The organism is Mesorhizobium sp. Mes31, assembly GCF_024519675.1.
GTDB lineage: Bacteria > Pseudomonadota > Alphaproteobacteria > Rhizobiales > Rhizobiaceae > Mesorhizobium.
Genome location: NZ_JALJRL010000049.1, coordinates 1 through 3,360 on the forward strand (window position 1 = coordinate 1; position 3,360 = coordinate 3,360).

Genomic DNA, 3,360 nt, shown 5'->3' on the forward strand with positions numbered 1-3,360 from the left:
GGCGTTTGCCATTTTCATAGAACCAGAAGAAATCAGTACCCCGAGCGAGCCAGCCACTCCAGGGGCCGGACGCCAGCCCGTCGAGGCCGGCAAGGATGTTGGAAGCGAACTTCGGGTCTTCCAGCAGTCTCATGCGTAGCCAGGAATTTTCGTCCGACAGATGGTCGGCCACCAGGTCGGCGATATCCTCGTCGTCGATCTGCAGGAAGGCAAATCGCTCTCCGAACATTTTTGGCCAAAGGATGAGATTGGCTGCTTTGATGGCGTGTGCGGGCCGTTCGAATTGCGTTTTCGCCAGAACGCTACGAAGCAGCGCGAGCGGGTCTCCCCCAGTGTTCGGTTCCGTCGGCAACAACTCGAACCTATAGGGTCCCTGCCCGGCTAGCAGGCTGTATCCGATCATCCGGCTTCGGCTGAGGCCAAAGACGTTGATCGGCTTCCCGTCAACGGTGAGCCAGCCTGGTCCCTTGCGTGCCTTTTCAACAAGGTTCACCGTCGAAACGGCATAGGAAACATAGGTCGAACAGCCATGCGCCGAGAGGCCGAGGAGGCTGAAGACGTGTGTGTAAAAGGCTTCCGGCTCCATGAGGAGAAACAAATGAGGCCCTGTCTGCATCACACGGCGTCTTTCGAAATCCCTGCAGATTTCCGAGGCCGTATCGGTCGGCAACCCGTTTCGTGTCGCTGCCTTCCTGATGATGTCGAGTAGTTTGGTGAAGGCTCGAAACCGGATTTCTGGCTCGGACCTGGAACCTGGCGCCTCAAACAGGCGAAACGCATAGTCGCGGATCGGCCGGGAATGATATGGGCTCATCCAGGGGTAGAGTGCCGTCAGCGACCCCAGGACTGCCTGTTTCGCATCTGCACCTGCTGTTAGCTCTTCCACCTCACGATTCACCTTTTTCTTGCGTCTGAACGACACCGATGTTCAAACACGAAACACTGATGAGGAGCACCACTCCGAAACTGAAGAAAATCGTCGAAGGAAATGCTCGATCTCCTACGGCGGCGGCGATGCCGAAGACGAGTAGCCCGAGCACCACGGCCACGCTATGCATTGCGCCTTTTGCCCGGCCCAACAGATAAACGGATATATTCGACTGTAATGTGACTTCAACGCTGACGCGTCCAAGATTGTACAGAAATCCGTGCGTGGCAAAAAGCATCACTGTCCAGGGCGTGCGCAGAGATGTCAGCGCCATGAGTACTAACGCCGTTAAGCCCAAAACTATGAGATGTCGCGCATGGGTGCTCATCGCTCTTTCAATTCGGAATAGAGAGACCGCGCCGATCAGTGAGCCCGCCGACCATGCAACCTCGAGGTAGCCGAAATCCACGGCAGTACCTTTCTGCTCCTGGAAGACGAAGCTCGATCCCATGACGCTGACAAGCACCGCGCTTGTATAGAGAAGCGCGTAGACGACAACGAGACGACGCAGGCCCGGATCGATTTGTGCTGCAGAGATTTTGGCGATGCGGACATCGCTCGAAACCGGTTCCAGCCGCATCAAGGCCAGGCAGCCCGCTGAAAACAGGAAGAAAGCAGCAAGAAGGGTGAATGGCAGGGCTGGGGAGCGCTCATGCAGCAAAGGCCCTGCAAGCAGAGCTGCGCCGAGATTGCCGGACTGCATGACGAAGAAGACAGCGGAATTCGAGGCTACAAGACTGCGGCCATCAGCTACCACGGGGATCATTGATTGAGAGCTCGTAAGCGCCACACGGTCGCAAAACGAAAAGACGGCCGCTGACAGACAGATAATCAGAAACACGTCCAGGTAGAGAAGCGCGCAAGCGGTAGCCAGCATGACGACGCAGCGGCTGAGGTCTGCCGCAACATTCAAGCGTCGCCTGTCAAATCGATCCGCCGCCACGCCGGCCAGAGGGCTCGCGATGAATTCGACAACGCTTGCGATCGCAAGGAACGTCGCCACGCCGGCAGCTCCGTACCCTCGCTCGACGAGAATCCAGGCGGATGCGATGTAGTAGCCGTTTCGGGCAACCGCCGCCGACAGCGTGCTGGCCAGGAATCCTAGGCAGGGATTGAACCGGTCGGCCCGTCCCTTGCCATGATGAACTCGAACCAGGTTTGACATGGGCGGCGTATCCGGGGCTGACCGCCGATGGATACCTTCTTCCGCCAAGCCTGCTTTACTGTGATGTTGGGGTTTTCCGATACTTGCTGCGAACCGACAAGCGGCGGCCTAAATTCTGCACTTACGACGAAATTCCGTGGGGCACGCGCCGAAGGCCCGCTTGAACGCGGTGGTGAAATGGCTCGAGCTGCCGAAACCACATTCCATCGCGATTTCCGTCGCCGACAAATTGGTCGATCGCAGCATATCCGCGGATTGCTCCAGTCGGCGCTGCGCGATGAATGCGTGCGGCGTCATGCCGGTCGACTGCTTGAAGGCCCTCCAGAAATGGAACCGGCTAACCCCAACCTCTCTTGCCAGATCGGCGAGCGTCGGTCTGCCGGCCGACAACGCCTCGATCATTCCCACCGCGCGCTTGAGATCGAACGATGACAAACCGCCTTTTGCCGGTTCCTTATGGACGCCGTTCAACCTGACCATTTGCACGAGCAATTGCGTGGCCTGGATCTTCACCATCGTTGCGCTGATCGGGTCAGGGTGCTTGAGCTCCAAGGCAATCCTCTGCAACGCCAGCTCTACAGTGCCGTCCCGAAATCCGATCGAAGGCGGCAGCACCGCCGGGCGATGGCGAGCCAATCCGGCAAACACCTCGTCGGCGAACCCTTTTTCAATCGAGACCAGGAGGTAGGAAGCGGTCGCGTCCCCCTCATCCCACCCATTCCAATCACTGCCGGCGGGCATGAAGATTATCGAACCGGCCCGACGCGGCAAAAAGGCAATCCTGCGCCCATCCACAATGTCTTCTCCGCGGCACGCCGTGCCCTTCAGGTTCATCAGGAACAAATGGTTTGGCTGGAGGATTCTTGTCTCCTGGCGCTCAAGCCCGGTTCTTTTGATTACGTCCGCCCGCACGCTCCCCCAAATCTCATACTTGTGGGCAAGCGATTGATGCCGTGAACGGCGATTCTCGTTTTGGTTGAGGCCAAGAGTATTCACGTATCCACAGCCTCCTTACTGGCGAGTGGCACAGTCTTTGCGTGATGTGGAGAACCATGGGTTGCTAAACAACACACAGATAACCTTGGATTGGTAGAAGATGTGACTTTAGCGAAAAAATGGCAAGCGAGTGAAAGCCGCCTGCAACACGTGAGCCTACCAGTTGGCTCAGCCAATACTTGAGCCAGGTGAAATATTAGACCACTCTTATCTTAGTGGAATTTCCCTCATCGACGTATCGGCATCTCACCAATGGAACGGTGCTGGAGGC

General features: G+C 57.3%; 2 protein-coding genes and 1 pseudogene. All 3 read right to left on the reverse strand.

The window, feature by feature from the left end; translation table 11 throughout:
- A pseudogene (locus tag NR193_RS33110) lies at positions 1-886 on the reverse strand (hypothetical protein); the annotation flags it as partial.
- A gap of 1 nt (position 887) precedes the next feature.
- A complete protein-coding gene (locus NR193_RS33115) occupies positions 888-2,093 on the reverse strand; it encodes an MFS transporter (protein ID WP_256754855.1) in 1,206 nt (401 codons plus the stop codon).
- Positions 2,094-2,201: 108 nt separating this feature from the next.
- Positions 2,202-3,089 (reverse strand): AraC family transcriptional regulator, encoded by an 888-nt coding sequence (locus NR193_RS33120; protein ID WP_256754856.1) that lies wholly within the window; start codon positions 3,087-3,089, stop codon positions 2,202-2,204.
- Positions 3,090-3,360 lie beyond the last annotated feature (271 nt).